At 70.6% G+C, this 16,505-nt stretch carries 10 protein-coding genes; 7 read left to right on the plus strand and 3 right to left on the minus strand.

All coding sequences use genetic code 11. From position 1 onward, the window contains the following. Positions 1 to 71: 71 nt before the first annotated feature. Complete coding sequence (locus tag ACI2K6_RS05025; protein WP_404568202.1) at positions 72 to 1,193, minus strand: substrate-binding domain-containing protein; 1,122 nt, start codon at positions 1,191 to 1,193, stop codon at positions 72 to 74. Positions 1,194 to 1,308: 115 nt separating this feature from the next. On the opposite strand from ACI2K6_RS05025, the gene ACI2K6_RS05030 reads away from it, so the two are divergent. Then, complete coding sequence (locus ACI2K6_RS05030) at positions 1,309 to 6,726, plus strand: Ig-like domain-containing protein (protein ID WP_404568203.1); 5,418 nt, start codon at positions 1,309 to 1,311, stop codon at positions 6,724 to 6,726. A 171-nt stretch (positions 6,727 to 6,897) separates the two neighbouring features. Further along, positions 6,898 to 7,524 (plus strand): metalloregulator ArsR/SmtB family transcription factor, encoded by a 627-nt coding sequence (locus ACI2K6_RS05035; protein WP_112613567.1) that lies wholly within the window; start codon positions 6,898 to 6,900, stop codon positions 7,522 to 7,524. A 36-nt stretch (positions 7,525 to 7,560) separates the two neighbouring features. Here ACI2K6_RS05035 and ACI2K6_RS05040 read toward each other — a convergent pair whose 3' ends face one another. Further along, positions 7,561 to 8,127 carry a TetR/AcrR family transcriptional regulator gene (locus tag ACI2K6_RS05040; RefSeq protein ID WP_274177469.1) on the minus strand — a complete coding sequence of 189 codons (567 nt, stop codon included), beginning with the start codon at positions 8,125 to 8,127 and terminating at the stop codon, positions 7,561 to 7,563. Between the two features lie 23 nt (positions 8,128 to 8,150). On the opposite strand from ACI2K6_RS05040, the gene ACI2K6_RS05045 reads away from it, so the two are divergent. After that, on the plus strand, positions 8,151 to 9,329 hold the full coding sequence (locus ACI2K6_RS05045) for an MFS transporter (RefSeq protein ID WP_274177468.1): 1,179 nt from the start codon (positions 8,151 to 8,153) through the stop codon (positions 9,327 to 9,329). Positions 9,330 to 9,343: 14 nt separating this feature from the next. Here ACI2K6_RS05045 and moaA read toward each other — a convergent pair whose 3' ends face one another. Then, positions 9,344 to 10,354 carry a GTP 3',8-cyclase MoaA gene (gene moaA / locus ACI2K6_RS05050; protein WP_112613561.1) on the minus strand — a complete coding sequence of 337 codons (1,011 nt, stop codon included), beginning with the start codon at positions 10,352 to 10,354 and terminating at the stop codon, positions 9,344 to 9,346. A gap of 197 nt (positions 10,355 to 10,551) precedes the next feature. Here moaA and ACI2K6_RS05055 point away from each other — a divergent pair, with 197 nt between their 5' ends. The 4 genes from ACI2K6_RS05055 (at position 10,552) to cydC (ending at position 16,473) form a co-directional block, all read left to right on the plus strand. After that, positions 10,552 to 11,979 (plus strand): cytochrome ubiquinol oxidase subunit I, encoded by a 1,428-nt coding sequence (locus tag ACI2K6_RS05055; RefSeq protein ID WP_404568204.1) that lies wholly within the window; start codon positions 10,552 to 10,554, stop codon positions 11,977 to 11,979. Positions 11,980 to 11,989: 10 nt separating this feature from the next. Further along, positions 11,990 to 13,021 (plus strand): cytochrome d ubiquinol oxidase subunit II, encoded by a 1,032-nt coding sequence (gene cydB, locus ACI2K6_RS05060; protein WP_112613557.1) that lies wholly within the window; start codon positions 11,990 to 11,992, stop codon positions 13,019 to 13,021. A gap of 87 nt (positions 13,022 to 13,108) precedes the next feature. Further along, positions 13,109 to 14,815, plus strand: coding sequence for a thiol reductant ABC exporter subunit CydD (gene cydD / locus ACI2K6_RS05065; protein ID WP_274178010.1), 1,707 nt, complete (start codon positions 13,109 to 13,111; stop codon positions 14,813 to 14,815). Next, positions 14,812 to 16,473 carry a thiol reductant ABC exporter subunit CydC gene (cydC, locus tag ACI2K6_RS05070; protein ID WP_274177466.1) on the plus strand — a complete coding sequence of 554 codons (1,662 nt, stop codon included), beginning with the start codon at positions 14,812 to 14,814 and terminating at the stop codon, positions 16,471 to 16,473. The genes cydD and cydC overlap by 4 nt, the downstream gene beginning before the upstream one ends. The last annotated feature ends 32 nt before the right edge of the window (positions 16,474 to 16,505 follow it).

Here is a 16,505-nt window from a genome sequence, read left to right on the forward strand (position 1 = left end):
CGAACCTCGGAGCCCCGCGCACGCGGGCTCCGAGGTTCGTCATATGCTCCGACGTTCGCGTCGACGCGCGCTCATCGCCGCAGGTCGACCGCAGTGGAGTCGCGGGCATGCAGCGAGGGCAGCACGTGGGTGCGCTGAACGGGTCGCGCGGCCCCGCCGGCCAATCGCGCCGTCACCGCCTCGACCGCGAGCCTGCCGATGTGCTGCTTCGGCGGCCGCAGAGCCGTGATGGCGGGCTCGGCGCTCGCAGCGACCTCGTCGTCGTAGGCGATGATCGCGAGGTCGTCGGGCATGGACCACCCGAGGTCGCGCGCCTGCTGCTGCACGAGGACCGCCTGAGGGTCGGAGTGGACGAGCAGCGCGGTCGTCCTGCTCCGGCGGCACTCGGCGAGCAGGTCCGCCACGACGCTCTCGCGCGTTGCGGCGTCGAGCTCGTCGAGGGAGAGATCGCGGTCGATCGTCAGGACGAGCCCGTCGTTCTCGATGGCACGCCGCCAGCCGCGTCGCAACGGGGGTGATGTCGGCGAACCGGCCGATGTCACGAAGCCCACGCGGACGTGTCCGCGCGCCGAAAGATGGGCGGCGGCCAGCGATCCTCCGAAGTCGTGGTCGGTCGTCACCCACTCCAACCGGGTGAGCGCGAGGTGCGAGGGAGCGCTGCGCTCCGCCAGGACGACGGGGATCGGCAACGCGTCGAGCCAGTGCAGCAACGCCGCGCCGTCGGCTCCGAGCGTCTCGGGCGCCACGATGAGCCCGTGAAGATCGCCCATGTCGAGCAGCGACGAGATCTGACGGCGTTGGTCGTGCACCGAATAGCTCGCCCCCCGCAGGATGAGCTGCACGCCCGCATCCGTCGCCGCAGCACGGGCACCGATCACGATTTGCGGCCAATAGTAGGTCAGCGACGGGACCACCATTCCCACCCGGAACAGAGTCGGACGTCTGCCGCCCACCCCGAGCGGTACCGAGGTGTCGAGGCGGCTGCGCAGAGTGGCTCCGCCATGCACCCGCGTGAGCAGCCCGCGGTCGGCGAGGTAACCGATGTCGCGGCGGATCGTGAGTTCCGCGACTCCGAAGCGGCGAGCGAGATCGGCGACACGGACCGAGCCCGCGTACCGGAGCTCGTCGAGGATCCGCTCGCGGCGCGACACCGCGAATCTCGCCCCCGTCGGCTCCTCCACGCCACCCACCATAGCGATCGCCTCGGTTCGAGTGTGTTCGAACGCGATCGGATGCCTCGCCTCGATGGCGCCCGGGTGGTTCCCTCGAAGCATCCCCACTGGACCTTCACCGACGAGGAATCCACCGATGACGAAGATGTCATGGGCTCGGGCGTTCGCGCCCGTCGCCGCCGCTCTCATCACGACGACCGGACTGGTCGTCCCCGCAACCGCGGCGAACGCCGTACCCCTCTCGTCCGTCGCAGCGGATGCCGCCACGGCGACCTCCGGCGCTTCCGAGCTGCCCACGCTCACCTATGACGACGTCGCAGAATGGGCCGAGCTGCTCGTGGACGGCGAGGACGTCGAGCGCGATGCATCGGGCTCGCCGTTCAACACATTCGGCGGCTTCGGCTCGGTGTCGTGCAACAACACCTCGAACCTCCTCCTCGATTACAAGGAGGAGCACCCGGACGTCTATTGGCGCATCCTGCGGATGCTGTTCGACCCGGTGGAGGGCGCGGGTCTGAAGCACATCAAGGTCGAGCTCGGCGCGGACAACAACACCTCGTCGGGAACCGAGCCCGCCACGAAGCGCTCCGCCGACGAACCCGCCAACGTGCTGCGCGGCGCCGGCTTCCACTTCATCGCCGACGCGCAGTCGATCAACCCGGACGTCGAGGTCGAGGCCCTCCGCTGGGGCGAGCCGTCGTGGACGAAGGCCGAGCCCGACCTGCGATACCAGTGGTACAAGGAGACGATCGACGCCGCCTACGACACCTACGGCGTCGAGTTCGACTACCTGAGTCCGTCGCAGAACGAGGTCCACGCGAACTACATCGGCTCCGAGCTCGCTTGGACCGTCGACTTCGCGAAGCGCCTCGAGGCCGACGCGCAGGCGGAGGGTGCTCGCTACGACTACGGGAACATCAAGATCGTCGCTCTCGACTCCTACCGCAACGTCGGTCAGGTCTCGCGAGCCATCCTCGCCAGCCCCGAGGCGCTCGAGCAGGTCGATGCGATCGGCTACCACTACGACATCTCCGGTGATCCGGCGCTGACCCGCCTGAACAAGGAGTTCGGGATGGAGGTGCTCTACTCGGAGGGCGTCGCGCCGATGATCGACCCCGAGTACCGCGTGCAGGCCGACCCCGCGCGCGGCGGCATCGGGGGCACCGTCGGCGCCGTCGACATCGCCGACCGGTTCATCAACGCCTACCGGTGGAGCGGCTCGAGCGCCGACCCCGGACACATGACGACGTTCCTCTTCCAGCCCGCCGTCAGCGCGCTGTACGAGGGCTCGCAGTACTCCCCGAAGCACCTCATCCGGGCGTCCGACCCGTGGTCGGGCTACTACGAGGGCGGTGTCGGCATCGCACTGGTGCGGCACTTCACGCAGTTCATGGACGAGGGCTGGGAGTACATCGAAGGCGCCTCGGGCGGCGACGGGCAGAAGGGCGACGGCGGAACCGTCGTCGACACCTCGACCCGCACAGCCCTGACGCTGCGCACGCCCGCAGCCGACGTCGCCGCGGGCGAAGATCTCGAGTTCAGCCAGGTGCATGCCAACAACACCTCACGCGTCCGGAACTTCGAGGTGAAGGTCGCGAACCTCGACACCGACGACGACACCCCGCTGTACGTCTGGGAGACGACGGGGCCGGATGCCGGTGACGCGTTCGACGCGGACTGGTTCCAGAACACCGGGAAGGTCGTCCCGGTGCGCACCGAGACGAAGGACGGCGTCGAACACGACGTCTACCGGGTGCAGGTGCAGCCGTACTCGATCCTCACTCTGGCGACACAGCAGCACGGCATCCACGACGCCGCGGCCGACTACGCCAGCGGCCAATACGCCGCCACCGCCACCGACGACGTCCTGCCCCTTCCCTACACCGACGACTTCGAGTACGCCGAGTACGCCGTTCAGGACGTCGGGGGCGTCCCGATGGACTACGTCACCCGCCGGGGCGGGTCGCCCCGCTACACCGCCGACCAGAACGGCGCGTTCGAGGTCATCGGCACGGATGCCGGCAACGTGATGCACCAGGCGATCCACGCCGACAACCGCGGCTACACCTGGAACGTCTGGGGCGACGGCTCGCAGCGGAACCCCTCCACCACGACGCCGGCGACGGTACTGGGCGACCACACCTGGACGAACTACACTGCGAAGATCGACTTCCGCCTCGACGGTGTGGTGCGTGACGCATCGCTGGCGAACTTCGCGGGCCTCGGGGTGCGGCAGACGACCACCGAGGGCACCGGCGCGGACCTCGCGACCTACACCGCTCGCGTGCACGCCGACGGAACGTGGGAGCTGCGCAAGCTCGGCCAGAACGTCGCGACCGGCACCATCTTCATGTTCGACGCCGATGCGTGGCACGAGCTCGAGGTCGAGGCCCGCGAGAACGTCATCACCGTCCGCCTCGACGGTCAGCAGCTCGGCACCTACGCCGACACCACGCCGAACCCGACGATGGCCGGGCGCGTCTCGATCGTGAGCGGCTACTACAACACCCAGTTCGACGACCTCGCGATCAGCCCCATCGAGGATCTGTCGTGGCACGCCGTGAAGGTCGATGACGCCGACGCGCGCATCGCGTACCCGCAGGGCTCGTCGTTCACGCAGGCCGGCTATGCCCACTACAACCGCACGCAGCACGTCGTCGCCGCGGGCCGCTCGTTCGCCTTCGACCTCGAGGGCACCGGCTTCAACCTCAACGGCGCGACCGGCGCCTCGGTCCTCTCGATCATGATCGATGATCAGCCGGCACGCTCCGTCACCGTCTCGGGCATCGGCAACCGCCAGACCTCGGCATGGGTGCGCGGACTCGAGGACGCTCCGCACCGCGTCACGGTGCAGGTCGTCTTGGGAACCTTCAGCCTCGACAGCATCGACTTGCTCGTCGGCGGATCGAGCGGTGGCACGGCCGACCCCGAGCTGCGGCCGGTCGAGGTCCTGACGGCGCTTCCCCGCCTGTCGACCGCTCCCGCGGCGGTCCCGGGGCTGCCCGACACCGTGCGCGCTCGCAGCGAGGCCGGCGGCGAGATCGACGCCCCGGTGACGTGGAGCACGACTCCCGCGCAGTTCGGCACCGCCTACGATCTCGTGAAGGTCGACGGTGTGTTCCGTGACAACCCGGCGCTGGCGGTCAGCGCCTACGTCGAGGTGGTGCCCGCCGGCATCCGCTACTTCGTCGATGCCAACGCCCCCGCCGATGCGCCGTCGTACCCCGCGGTTCGGGATGCCGCGGCCGACACTCTGCGCAACACCGCCGCCGACGCCGCCTACTCGGCGAGCGCCGGATGGGGCCGCGTCGGATCGGCGTCGGCGAAGGGCCGTTTGAATCAGACGCCGTACGACAAGACGCGCGAGACCGGCTGGTACAGCGCGAACGCGGCGACCCCCCTCGTCTACCGCTTCGCCCTGGAGGCGGGCGAATACGACATCGCGACCGGCCACACCGAGTGGTGGAACCCCGGCTCGGGGCGCAGCCGGGTGGTGACGGGGACGGTCGAGTACACCGCGGGCGGCGAGACCGTGCAGGTGTCGATTGGCAGCCACACCTTCGCCAACGGCAGCATCGGCCAGAACACCGTACTGCGAGGTGGATTCACTCTCGACGCAGCGACCGACGTGACGGTGCGGATCAGCGGAACCGGCGGAACGGAGGCCCCGGCCCTCAGCTGGATCGGCATCTCCGACCACACCGAGACGGCCGATCGCACCGAGCTCGCCGCGGCGTTGGCCGAAGCGACGACGGCGCCGCGGCAGGCCTACACCCCCGAGACCTGGCAGGCATTGCGCGACCAGGGCCTCGCGGCCAAGGCCGTTCACGACGACCCGACGGCGACGCAGGAGCAGGTGGATGCCGCGACCGCGGCGCTGCGCGCGACGATCGACGCCCTCGTCGAGGTCGCCTACCTAGCACTGCCCGACTACCGCGTCGCCGTGGTGGCAGGCGAGGAGCTCGATCTCCCCGACACGGTCGAGCTGGCGACGCGCAGCGGTGCGACGCAGGAGGTCCCCGTGCAGTGGCAGGAGACGCCGACCGCCGAGACGCCCTACGCGGTCGTCCCGGTCGCAGGTCGCGCCGGTCAGACCGGTCAGACACCGGTGACGCTCCAGCTCGAGGTCGTGCCGGACGGCGTCGTTGCCTTCGTCGACGCGGCATCCACGCAGGGCGCCGCCGACCCCGAGGCGCCGGGGGCGTCACCCGCCTTCGATGCTGTCGCCGAGCTCCGCGGCGACGCGCTCATCGGCGACGTCCCCGATCAGGTGTTCGACGACGAGACCGGGTGGGGGCTGCGCAACCCGATCGGGTCGGGCGAGAGCTATGTCGGCCTCCGCGCCCGCGGCACCGGCGTCTACGACAAGAGCCGCACCACCGGGTGGTGGGCGAGCTCAGGCGGATCGGTCGACTACGGCTTCACCTTCCCCGCCGGCTCGTACGAGCTGACCAGCGGGTACCAGGAATGGTGGAGCGTGACGCGCCAGGTCGCACCGAGCGTCGAGATCGGCGGCGAGCGGATCTCCGGCGATCGGGTGAACCTGTCGGGATCGACCCCCCAGGGCACCTCGACGATCGCGTTCACGCTCGACGAGGAGACCGTCGTCGACTTCCGGGCCGCGCGCGGCACCGGGACCGCGGACCCCGTGCTCAGCTGGATCGCCATCGCCGATGTCACGGCGCCCGGCGCACCCTCCGGCGTCGCGGCCGAGGCGACGTCGACGACGACCGCGACGGTGTCGTGGCAGGCACCAGCGGGTGCCGGTACCCGGTACGACGGTTTCCGTGTCTTCGTGGGCGACGCGGCCGAGCCGGTGTGCGAGGTGGCATCGGATGTCACCACCTGCGAGGTGACCGGGCTGACCGCGGGCAGCACCTCCGACGTCTCCGTCGTCTCTTTCGACGCCGATGCCGAGAGCGAGCGCGCCACGGTGAGCCTCGTCCTGCCCGAGGTGCCGGCCGACGACGCCCGCTCGGTACCCGGCAAGGCGGTGCTGAGCTCGGACGACGGCTGGGACACGGGCCTGAGGGACGGGACGTTCCGGGTCACCATGAACCTCTGGTGGGGTCAGAACGGTTCGCTGTTCAAGCTCTACCGCGACGGCGAGCTGGTCGGGTCGGTGCCGTTGGAGATCGCGAGCGGCCCGAGCGCACAGCAGGCGGTCGTCGACATCGCGGGGCTGCCGAACGGCACCTACCGGTTCACCGGTGAGCTGGTGAACTCGCGCGGGACGACGGCGACGGCACCGCTGACGGTGACCGTGACCGACGCCTCCCCCGGCTCGCCCGTGCTCTCTCACGACAACCACGACGGCGACGGCAGCTACACCGTGCGCGCCGACATGTGGTGGGGCACGAACGCGACCTCGTACCGGTTCCTCGAGAACGACGTCGAGGTTGCCACGGGAGACCTCGCGTCCGCCAGCCCACGAGCCCAGATGGCGACGCTCGCGGTGTCGGGCAAGACCCCCGGGCGGTACCGGTACGTCGTCGAGTTCATCAACGCGGCGGGCACGACGGTGAGCAGGCCGCTCGTGGTGACCGTGCGGTAGCGGCATCCGTAGCTCGGAGAATCACGCGAACCTCGGAGCCCCGCGCACGCGGGCTCCGAGGTTCGTGGCTTTCTCCGAGGTTCGCCGGCCGAAGTGCTCGACGGCGTGAGCAAAACGACAAAATTCACGGTGTGGTAGGACCACACCGGTTTTCCGTGTTTAATGAGTCCTATGAGCACCGCGACCGTCGGATACAGCGCCATCTCGAGCTACTCCCGCGTGGAGATCCTGCACCTCATCCAGGAGCAGCCCCGCCGGACGATCCTCGAGCTCCAAGAGGCCACCGACCTGCACCCCAACACCATCCGCGAGCACCTGGCACGCCTGATCTCCGACGGGTTCATCGTGGCCGAGAAGGAGCACCGCACCACCCGCGGCCGCCCCCGCGTGCTCTACAGCGCCGCTGACGGCGACGCGACCCGTAGCGCCATCCAGCGCCGCAAGGTGCGGGATGCCGCGCAGCGCGGCGACCTCATGCGCCGCGTCCTGACCCTCGACGTGCCGGACGTGCTCGAGACCCGCGCCCTGCACCAGATCGATGCCCTCGTCGAGGAGCTCGAGGACGAGGGCTTCGACCCGATCATCGACGACGCCGCGCTGACCGTCGACCTCACCCCGTGCGCCCACGCGACGGCGCAGGCGGATCACCGCGAGGTGCTGTGCAGCGTGCACTTGAGCCTGCTGCAGGGTGTGCTCACCGAGGCGGGCGGACCGCTCGCTGTAGATGGCATGCGCTCCTCGTGCGACCCGTCGGTGTGCATCATCCAGCTGCTGCACGCAGCGACCACCCACGACTGACCCCGATCGGGCTGGGCACGGCACCCGAGCCCGGCGTCAGACCCCGGCGGCCGCGATCAGGATCGCCGCCGTCGAGCGCGCGTGCGCGGTGTCGTGATCGCGCTCGCGCAGCCGCATCGCCAGGTCTCCGCTGACGACGAGAAGCAGCCGCTCCGCAAGCTCGTCCGCGGCGGCGCCGGCGACGGGACGCGCGAGCGCCGTCAGCCGCGCCCGCATGCCCTCGGTGTCGGCGCGGACAGCGGATGCCACCTCCGGCGGCGGGTCGGCATACTCCGCGGCCGCCCCGAGGAAGGCGCACCAGCGCGACCCGCGTGGCTCGTCGCGGAACGCCGCCAGCGCGTCGAACACCGCCAGCAGGCGCTCCACGTCGTCGGCGCTGCGCGCCACAGCGGCATCCCACGTCTCCAGCCACACCCGCTGCCGCCGCTCGAGCGCCGCCGCGAGCACCGCCTCTTTGCTGGGGAACCCGCGGTAGAGCGTCGCCGCCGACACGCCAGCACGCGCGATCACCGCATCGATCGGCGTCGCGGCGATGCCCTGCGTGAAGAAGAGGTCCTCGGCGGCGTCGAGGATGCGTTCCTCCGTGCGCGGCCGCATTCCCATGCCAGCACTCTATGCTCGGTAAAGTGAAACGGTCGTTTTTGTTTTGGCGGTGGCCCCTCGTCGCTTCGGGTGTCGCGCTCATCGCGGCGACCTACGGCCTCGTGCGACTAGCCTTCGGACTCCATCTGCCCGATATGAGCGACGACCTCGGGATAGACACCGGCGCGGCCGGCCTCATCTCGGCGGCGGGCTCGATCTCGTACGCGGTCGCCGCGGTGATCGGGTTCCTCGCCGCCGAGCGCCATCCCCGGCTCCTCGTGATCGCAGCGACCCTCACCGCAGGCGGCGGCGCCGTCGGGATCGCCGTGGCGACGGATGCCGCGACCTGCGCCCCCGCGGCGGCGATCGCCTCGGCCGGGGCCGGGCTCGCCTCCCCCGCCCTCGTGCGCCTGGTCGCTCGCACCTTCGCCGAGCATGAGTCGAGCACGCCGCAGGCGATCGTCAACGCCGGAACCGGCCCGGGCCTCGTGGCTGCCGGAGCAATCCCCCTGATTCTCACCGCCGATTGGCGCATGTGCTGGATGATCGCGGCCGTCGCCACCGCGGTGGCGGGGATCGCCGTCCTCATCACCGACCGCGCGCGCGAAAGCGCACCGGTCGACACGCGCGCGAACCGGCCCGCCATCCTCCCGCCGCGCGAATGGTGGGCGGCGCATCGGTCCGCGGTCGCGGCATCCGTCCTCCTCGGGGTCGGCGCGTCCGCGATCTGGAACTACGGCCGTACCGTCCTGGTCGAGGCGGGAGCATCGGAGGCGCAGTCGGTGACGTCCTGGATCCTGCTCGGATGCGGCGGCGCCGCCGTCATCGTCACGTCGCGGCTTCTGCGCGGGCTGCAGCCGCGCGCCCTCTGGCTGATCGGCGCGAGCCTCATCAGCGTGTCGACGCTGGCGATCGGCGCTGCCCCGGCCCAGGGCACGCTCTCCGCCGCAGCGTGCGCCGTGTTCGGGTGGGCGTACGTCACGGCGTCGGGGGCCCTCATCGGATGGACGACGCAGATCGATGCTGCCCACGCGGCAGCCGGCACAGCCCTGCTGTTCGTGACCTTCATGGTCGGCCAGGCGCTCGGAGCGGCGGTTCTCGGCGCCCTGCTCCCCCTCGTCGGGCCCGTGACCGGGTTCGCCGCCGCGGCCGCTCTGGGCATCGCCGGCGGCGCGAGCCTGATCGCACCGGCCCGCCGCGAGGCGACCGCACCCCGCGTCTGAGCCTCGACCTCGGCCTAGCCGCCGATGGCGTTCATGCCGCGCGCAGGCTGCAGGAAGGCGGGGTCGTCGATCGCGTGACCGGCCTTCTTACCCGCGATGCAGTTGCGCAGCACCTGATCGATCCGGTCGGCACGGCCCTCGGGCGTCATCTCCGAGCGGAGAACCGGGAGCAGGTCGTACTCGTCGATCGAGAAGAGGCAGTTGCGCAGCTGACCGTCGGCCGTCAGCCGCATCCGGTCGCACGCACCGCAGAACGGCGCCGTCACCGACGCGATGACGCCGACCGTGTGCGGGCCGCCGTCGAGGCGCCATCGCTCGGCGGGCGCACCGCCACGCCCGGGGACGGGCTCGAGACTCCAGCGCGCGGACAGCGCCTCGAGGATCTCCTCTCGGGTGACCATGGTGGACCGGTCCCACGTGTGCCCGGCATCGAGCGGCATCTGCTCGATGAAGCGCATCTGGGCGTCGTGCTCGACGGCGAAGGCCACGAGGTCGGCGAGCTCGTCGTCATTGACGCCGCGCATGGCCACCGCATTGATCTTCAGGGGGCGGAGCCCGGATGCCTGCGCGGCGCGCACGCCGTCGAGCACGTCGTCGAGACGGTCGCGACGCGTGAGGTTGCGGAACCGTTCACGGTCGAGGGTGTCGAGCGAGATGTTCAGGCGAGCCAGCCCGGCGGCGACGAGGTCGGGCAGCACCTGAGGCAGCCGGATGCCGTTGGTGGTCATGGCGATCTCGATCGGGCCGTCGGATGACTCGATCGCCGCGAGCCGCCGCACGATCTCGACGAGGTCCGTCCGCAGCAGCGGCTCGCCGCCCGTGAGCCGGAAGGTCGTGATGCCCGCCGCAGCCGCGACGGTGGCGATCTCGACGATCTCGTCGAGGGTGAGGATGCTCTGCCGAGCGAGCCACTCGTTGCCCTGCTCGGGCATGCAGTACGTGCAGCGCAGCGAGCAGCGGTCGGTCAGCGATATGCGCAGGTCGCGGTGGACCCGGGCGAATCTGTCGACGAGCGGCTCCCCCATGGGTCGAGCGTAAGCGGCTCCGGTGCACCCGCGGGTCGATCCCGCCCGATCGGCCCGCGTCGGCTGTGGTCTGACAGCACCTTGATAAGTGGTCAGACCACGCGTAGCATTATTCCCGGCCGCCCCTGAGACCGGGGAAAACCACACTCGATACCTTCAGCCTGTCGAAACCTTCGCCTCCCGAAAGGCACCTCCCGATGGACTTCCTCGATCCGCTCCTGCTGGCCCGCTGGCAGTTCGGTCTGACGACGCTTTACCACTACCTCTTCGTGCCGCTGACCCTCGGGATGGCTCTCGTCGTGGCGATCTTCCAGTCGGTGTGGCACCGCACCGGCAACGTGAAGTGGCTGCACCTGACGCGCCTGTTCGGCAAGATCTTCCTCATCAACTTCGCGATGGGCGTCGTCACGGGCATCGTGCAGGAGTTCCAGTTCGGCATGAACTGGTCGGCCTACTCGCGTTTCGTCGGCGACATCTTCGGCGCACCGCTGGCCTTCGAGGGCCTCCTCGCCTTCTTCTTCGAGGCGACCTTCATCGGCCTGTGGATCTTCGGCTGGGACAAGCTCCCGAAGGCGCTTCACCTGTTCTCCATCTGGATGGTCGTGCTGGGTTCGACCCTGTCGGCCTACTTCATCCTCGCGGCCAACGCGTTCATGCAGAACCCGGTGGGGTATCAGATGGCCGCCGACGGCGGCCGCGCCGAGCTCATCGACTTCGGGGCGGTCCTCACCAACCCGATCGTGCTGGCCGCCTTCCCGCACACGATCTTCGCCGCGTGGATGTTCGCCGCCGCCGTGGTCATCGCGGTCGCCGCCTGGCACCTCTCTCGCGCGCAGCACATCGAGACGATGCGTCCCGCGCTCCGCTTCGGCATGTGGGGCATGATCGTCTCGTTCGTCGGCGTCGCCCTCTCGGGCGATCAGCTGAGCCTCGTGATGGTGGCGACGCAGCCCATGAAGATGGCCGCGGCCGAAGCCATGTTCAACAGTGCCTGCGGCGCGGATGCATCCTTCTCGATCTTCTCCATCGGAACGCCCGATGGCACCGAGGAGATCTGGTCGCTGCGCGTGCCGTACCTGCTGTCGTTCCTCTCGACCCACAGCTTCGACGGGTGCGTCGAAGGGCTCAACGACCTGCAGGCCCAGTACACCGAGACCTTCGGTGTAGGCGTCGATTACCGCCCGATCGTCTGGGTCACCTACTGGTCGTTCCGCTGGATGATCGGCCTCGGCGGTGTCGCCACCCTCATCTCGGTCGCCGGCCTCTGGCTGACCCGCAAGAAGGCTCAGCGTCCCGTGGCCCGCTGGATGTGGAAGGTCGCGATCTGGTCCGCGCCCCTCCCCCTCCTCGGCAGCCTCGTCGGCTGGGTCTTCACCGAGATGGGCCGCCAGCCCTGGATCGTCTTCAGCCTGATGCTGACCGAGGACGGCGTCTCACCGAACGTCCCCGGCTGGACGGTCCTGATCTCGCTGATCGCGTTCACCGCGGTCTACGCCTCGCTCGCCGTCGTCGAGTTCGGCCTCATCCGCAAGGCCGCACAGAAGGGCCCCGACCCGCTGCCCGAGCCGGGCTCGCCCGAAGCCGAGAACCCCTCGGCGTCCCACACGCAGACCACCGTCTACTGAGGAGCACGACATGGATCTCGCATACGTCTGGTTCTTCATCGTCGGAGTCCTGTTCGTGGGCTACTTCGTCCTCGACGGGTTCGACTTCGGTGTCGGGATGTCGCTGCCCTTCCTCGGGAAGGACAACGTCTCACGGCGCCAGATCATCAACACGATCGGTCCGGTCTGGGACCTCAACGAGACCTGGGTCATCGTCGCGGGCGCGTGCCTCTTCGCGGCCTTCCCGGAGTGGTACGCGACCCTCTTCAGCGGGTTCTACCTGCCACTGCTGCTGATCCTCATCGCCCTGATCCTGCGCGGGGTCTCGTTCGAGTACCGCCACCAGCGCGATGATGCCACCTGGCGCAAGCGCTTCGACCTCATGATCGTCGTGGGCTCGGCGCTCCCCGCCTTCCTCTGGGGCGTCGCGGTCGCCAACATCGTTCAGGGCGTGCCGATCGACGCCGACAAGGAGTTCACCGGCACCCTGTTCACGCTGCTGAACCCCTACGGCCTGCTCGGCGGGGTCGTGACGCTCCTGCTGTTCTTCACGCACGGCGTCTACTTCGTCGCTCTCAAGACCGACGGTGACGTCCGCGAGCAGGCCCGCCGGCTCGCGACGAAGTCGGGACTGCTGACCCTCGTCGCGGCGGCCGTCTTCCTCGCCTGGACCGTGCTGTCGGCCATGGGGGCCCAGGCGCCGCTGCTGCCGCTGGTGTTCGTGACGGCCACCGTCGCCGCGGTCATGCTGATCGGGGCCATTCTCGCCAACGCGACCGGGCGTGAGGGTTGGGCCTTCGCGGGAGGTGCGGGAACCGTGATGTTCGCCGTCCTGACGCTGTGGCTCTCGCTCTTCCCGAACGTCATGCCGTCGTCGACGGATCCCGCATGGAACCTCACGATCGAGAACGCGTCGTCGACGGATTACACGCTGACGATCATGACCTGGGCGGCCGTGATCTTCCTGCCCCTCGTGCTCCTCTACCAGGGCTGGACGTACTGGGTCTTCCGCAAGCGCGTGACCCGGGCACGCATCGAAGAGGCCGAGCTCGTCACCCACTGACCGAGTGACGGGATGCCTCGGATCCGCGCGATCGCGCCGGACCCGAGGCATCCCGGTCCCGGGGTAAGGCAGGATCGAAGGGTGAGCATGGACGACCCCGAGGCGCCCGCGCGCTCGAGCGGACGACCCGTCGATCCGCGGCTGCTGCGCTACGCCCGCACCTCGCGCCTCTTCTTCGTCGCGATCGGCGCGATCGGCCTCGCCCAGACCGCCGTCGTCGTCGGGTTCGCCTGGCTGACCACGCAAGCGATCGTCGGAGCCATCGGCGGGATGCCGGTAGCCGACCTCATGCGCGTCCTCGCCGCCCTCGCCGCCGTCGTCGCCGCGCGCGCCGGGCTCCTCTGGCTGCGCGAGGGCGTCTCTGCTCGCGCCGCCGCCCGGGTGCGCAGCGAGCTGCGCGGCGGGCTCACCTCGGCCGTCGGCCGCCTCGGCCCCGGCTGGCTCGCGAACCGCAACTCTGCTCAGCTCGCGGTGACCGCGGGCCGCGGCCTCGACGCGCTCGACGCCTACTTCGGCCGCTACCTGCCGCAACTCGTCCTGACGGTCATCGCGACCCCGGTGCTCATCGCCGTCATCTGGTGGAGCGACTGGATCTCGGGCGTGACGGTCCTGCTCACGATGCCGTTGATCCCGCTGTTCATGGTGCTGATCGGACTCGCCACCCGCGCGGTGCAACGCGCGCAGTGGCAGACCCTCCGCCAGCTCGCAGCCCGCTTCGCCGACACCGTCCGCGGACTCTCGACCCTCACGGTGTTCGGCCGGCAGCACCGCGCCGCGTCATCGATCGAACGGGTGACCGAGAACTACCGCATCGAGACGATGCGCGTGCTGCGGGTGTCGTTCCTGTCGGGCTTCGCGCTGGAGTTCCTCGCGTCGATCTCCGTCGCGATCGTGGCGGTGTCGATCGGCTTCCGGCTCATCGACGGCTCGCTCGCCCTGTCTGTCGGACTCTTCGTGCTGCTACTGGCCCCCGAGGCCTACCTTCCGCTTCGTCAGGTCGGGGTCCAGTTCCACGCCGCCGCAGAGGGTGTCGCGGCCACCGACGATGTCTTCGAGGTACTCGACGCGGCGCGCGCGCTGCCGCCGCAGGATGCCGCGAGCTCAGCGTCGACGACGGACGCCGCGACGAGCGTCGCGGCGGAGCGCGGCATCCTCCGCGCCCGTGAGCTCCGGGTGCGGCGCGGCGATTCGCTGCTCGCACCCGTGTCGTTCACGGCGAGGCCGGGCACGATCACGCTCCTGTCCGGGCCGAGCGGCGCGGGCAAGTCGAGCGTCTTCGCCGCGCTGCGCGGCGTCGCCCCGTTCGAAGGGGAGCTGACCCTCGACGGCGAGCAGGTTCCGCCGCCGGCGTCGTGGCTCGCCTGGGCCGGACAGGACGCGGGGCTGATCGCCGGCACCGTCGCCGAGAACGTCACGCTCGGCGCTTCGACGGACCGCGTCGCCGGGCCCGCGGGTGAGCGCGCCGTCGTCCGCGCGCTCACAGCCGCCGGCGCCGCTGACCTCGACCCGGCGCTCGAGCTCGGCGTGCGCGGCGCGGGCCTCTCCGGCGGGCAGGCGCAGCGCGTCGCGGTCGCCCGGGCTCTCTTCCGGCACGTGAACAGCGGTGCGCCGGTGGTCGCGCTCGACGAGCCGAGCGCCGCACTCGACGCCGAGACCGAGGCCGCGCTCTGGCAGAGCCTCCGCCGTGTCGCTGACGACGGCGCGACTGTCCTGCTCGTCTCGCACCGGGAGTCTGCCCGGTCGATCGCCGACGTCCTCGTCGACGTACGACCCCGATTGGAGGTGACGGCATGACCACGACGTCCGAGGTGCTCCGCGGCGCGATGCCCCCGCCGCGACGATTCTGGCGCGCCCTCGCGACCGGGTTCGCCACGGAGGCCTCGGCCGTCGCGCTCCTCGCGTGCAGCGCGTGGCTCATCGTCCGCGCGAGCGAGCAGCCCGCGGTGATGTACGTGATGGCGGCCGTCGTCGGGGTGCGGGCGTTCGCGATCTCGCGTGCCGTCTTCCGCTACCTCGAGCGCCTCACGTCGCACGATGCGACGCTGCGTCAGCTCGCAACGACGCGGACCGACCTCGTCCGACGCCTGATCCCGCTCGCACCCGACGGGCTCGGCCGCATCCGCCGCGGATCCGCGCTCTCCGCCCTCGTCGACGACGTCGACGACCTGCAGAACCTGCCGCTGCGAGTGGTGGAGCCGCTCGTGGCCTCGGCCACCGTCGCTCTCGCCGCCGTCGTCTTCGTCGCGACGGTCTCGTGGCCGGCCGGGCTCACCCTGCTCGGCTGCCTCGTCGTCGCCGCGGCGGCGGCCACCGGCTGGGGCTGGGTCGCGGGTGCTCGCGCGGAGCGCACGATCGCCCCGCTCCGCGCCCGGCTCGCCGACGCCGTCGCCGACCATCTCGGAAGCCTCGACGTGCTGCTGGCGTACGGGGCCGAAGAGCAGAGCCGTCGCCGTGTCGAGGCAGCGGACGCCGACCTCCGACGTGCGGTCGTCCGCCGCGCCGGTGCGCAGGCCGGAAGCGCAGCCATCGTCTCGCTCGCCGCGGGCGCCGCATCGATCCTCGCCGTCATCGTCACCGCCCCGGATGTGACCGCCCTCGGCGGTCCGTGGCTGGCCGTCGCCGTCCTCGTGCCGATGGCCGTGTTCGAGGTCTTCCAGACGGTTCCGCTCGCAGCGGCATCCTGGCGTCAGGTGCACGCGTCGGCGGAACGGATCGCCGAGACCGTGCCCGGCGACATCCCGTCGGGACTCGTTGCGAGCAGCGTCGCTCCCACGGGCGTCGCGCCCGCGCTCGGCGACGGACTCCACCTGCGCGACGTGTCGGTGACGTGGCCCGGAGCAGATCGGCCGGCCCTCGCGGGCGTCGACCTGGACGTCCGCCCGGGTGAACGCCTGCTCGTCGTCGGGTCGAGCGGTGCGGGCAAGTCGACGCTCGCGCATGCCCTCGTGCGCTTCCTCGACGTCGACGGGAGCTACCGGATCGGGCGCACTGACGTGCAAGGCCTCTCTCCCGACGACGTGCGGCTGACAGTGGGACTGTGCGAGCAGCAGCCGATGCTCTTCGACGAGGACATCCGCCAGAACCTCCTGTTCGCCCGCGACACCGCGACCGACGCCGAGCTGGAGGCCGTGCTCGAACGCGTCGGCCTGGGCGGCTGGCTGCGCGAGCGCGGCGGTCTCGACGCTCGCGTCGGCGAGCACGGCGCCCTCGTCTCGGGCGGCCAGGCGCAGCGCATCGCGCTCGCTCGTGCGCTGCTGCACGGCTTCCCCGTGCTCGTGCTCGACGAGCCGACGGCCGGGGTCGACCCCGCGGCATCCGACGCGCTGATGCGCGATCTGCTGTCCGCCGTAGACCCGGAACGTGCCGTCGTCCTCATCTCGCACGTCCGGGTGCCGAGTGCGCTCGTCGACCGCACGGTCCGCATCTCCGACGGGCGCCTGCTCGCCGGCTGACGCGCGGCCCCCACCCCGCGCGGTCCCATTTC

The sequence above is a fragment of the Microbacterium sp. NPDC006705 genome, assembly GCF_044903545.1.
GTDB classification, from domain to species: Bacteria; Actinomycetota; Actinomycetes; order Actinomycetales; family Microbacteriaceae; genus Microbacterium; species Microbacterium plantarum.

Bases quoted from the DNA above. Each gene is read 5' to 3' on its own strand.
- ACI2K6_RS05025 (WP_404568202.1), bottom strand. From the start codon at position 1,193: ATGGTGGGTGGCGTGGAGGAGCCGACGGGGGCGAGATTCGCGGTGTCG.
- ACI2K6_RS05030 (WP_404568203.1), top strand. From the start codon at position 1,309: ATGACGAAGATGTCATGGGCTCGGGCGTTCGCGCCCGTCGCCGCCGCT.
- ACI2K6_RS05035 (WP_112613567.1), top strand. From the start codon at position 6,898: ATGAGCACCGCGACCGTCGGATACAGCGCCATCTCGAGCTACTCCCGC.
- ACI2K6_RS05040 (WP_274177469.1), bottom strand. From the start codon at position 8,127: ATGGGAATGCGGCCGCGCACGGAGGAACGCATCCTCGACGCCGCCGAG.
- moaA (WP_112613561.1), bottom strand. From the start codon at position 10,354: ATGGGGGAGCCGCTCGTCGACAGATTCGCCCGGGTCCACCGCGACCTG.
- ACI2K6_RS05055 (WP_404568204.1), top strand. From the start codon at position 10,552: ATGGACTTCCTCGATCCGCTCCTGCTGGCCCGCTGGCAGTTCGGTCTG.
- cydB (WP_112613557.1), top strand. From the start codon at position 11,990: ATGGATCTCGCATACGTCTGGTTCTTCATCGTCGGAGTCCTGTTCGTG.
- cydD (WP_274178010.1), top strand. From the start codon at position 13,109: ATGGACGACCCCGAGGCGCCCGCGCGCTCGAGCGGACGACCCGTCGAT.
- cydC (WP_274177466.1), top strand. From the start codon at position 14,812: ATGACCACGACGTCCGAGGTGCTCCGCGGCGCGATGCCCCCGCCGCGA.